This window comes from Mesorhizobium sp. M1A.F.Ca.IN.020.06.1.1 (assembly GCF_004023265.1).
In the GTDB taxonomy this organism is placed as follows: Bacteria; Pseudomonadota; Alphaproteobacteria; order Rhizobiales; family Rhizobiaceae; genus Mesorhizobium.
The window spans coordinates 1-1,018 of record NZ_RZSR01001425.1 but is presented as its reverse complement, the minus strand read 5'-3'; the positions used below and the strand labels follow the sequence as shown (position 1 = coordinate 1,018).

Here is a 1,018-nt window from a genome sequence, read left to right as displayed (position 1 = left end):
CTTGCAGCGGAAGCGGATGGTTTCGAGCGGCTTGTTCCAGCCGACCACCTTGGCCACGTCGTTCGCCTTGAAGCGGCCGGCGTGGTAGCAGTGGCGGCATTCGACTATGAGCAGCATGTTGGCCTTGACCGCCCGGCCGACGAAGCCGCGGAAACGGATGCCGGATGTGAAGTGAGCTGTGGTGGCGGCTAGTTCACGCGCCAGAGGAAATAAGGCCAGTCCGGCGTGTCGAAGGGCAAGGGGGTCCAGCGCGGCGACTGCATCGCCCGGTCGCTGACCACTAGGCCACCCGGTGCCATCAACGCATCGATGAGCGCCGCCAGCCAGCCGGCCTGGGCGGTGTCGCGGGCGCGGTCCTCACTGCCGAAATCGGCATGGGCCAAGGCTGCGGGCGCGCAGCCGGACAAGGCGGACAGCGTTTCGCGGAAATCGCCCAGCACAAGGTCGGCGCCGGCCGGCGCCGCATCAGCCGGGGCGTGCAGGTCGCGGTCGAAGGCGATGATCCGGCGGTCCGGGAACAGCTTGCGCAGATGGCTGTAGGTGCGGCCCTTGCCCAGGCCGATCTCCAGCACCGGGCCGGGCAAGTCCCGGGTCTCCCTCCGCCGCCCGCTCCAGCGCCCGGCGCTGGGTGGTGAGGCGGGCGATCATGCGGTCGAGGCGGCTGTCCATGGGCGCTCCGGGCAGGCTCGATGGTGTCGAGGGCCGCCACTGTAGCTTCGGCCAGGGACACCGTCGATCCCGAACGCGGTAAAACCAGGTCTCAGAAATAGCTCGCGTGTTGAGTGACAGCTGCTATCCCCTCGCCTTCTGCAGCACCCAGATATAACCCTTGGGCGGGTGATCCTGGTCGATGAACTGGGTCTTGACCTCAGTGTCCTTGCGGCCGCAGCGCTTGCAGCGGAAGCGGATGGTTTCGAGCGGCTTGTTCCAGCCGACCACCTTGGCCACGTCGTTCGCCTTGAAGCGGCCGGCGTGGTAGCAGTGGCGGCATTCGACTATGAGCAGCATGTTGGCCTTG

At 67.1% G+C, this 1,018-nt stretch carries 1 protein-coding gene and 1 pseudogene; both read right to left on the bottom strand.

Going from position 1 to position 1,018, the window contains the following annotated elements:
- Nucleotides 1-188 precede the first annotated feature (188 nt).
- A pseudogene (locus EOA60_RS34550) lies at nt 189-587 on the bottom strand (class I SAM-dependent methyltransferase); the annotation flags it as partial.
- A 205-nt stretch (nt 588-792) separates the two neighbouring features.
- On the bottom strand, nt 793-1,018 hold a 226-nt coding region (locus EOA60_RS34545; protein ID WP_164893899.1), incomplete at its 5' end, for a hypothetical protein.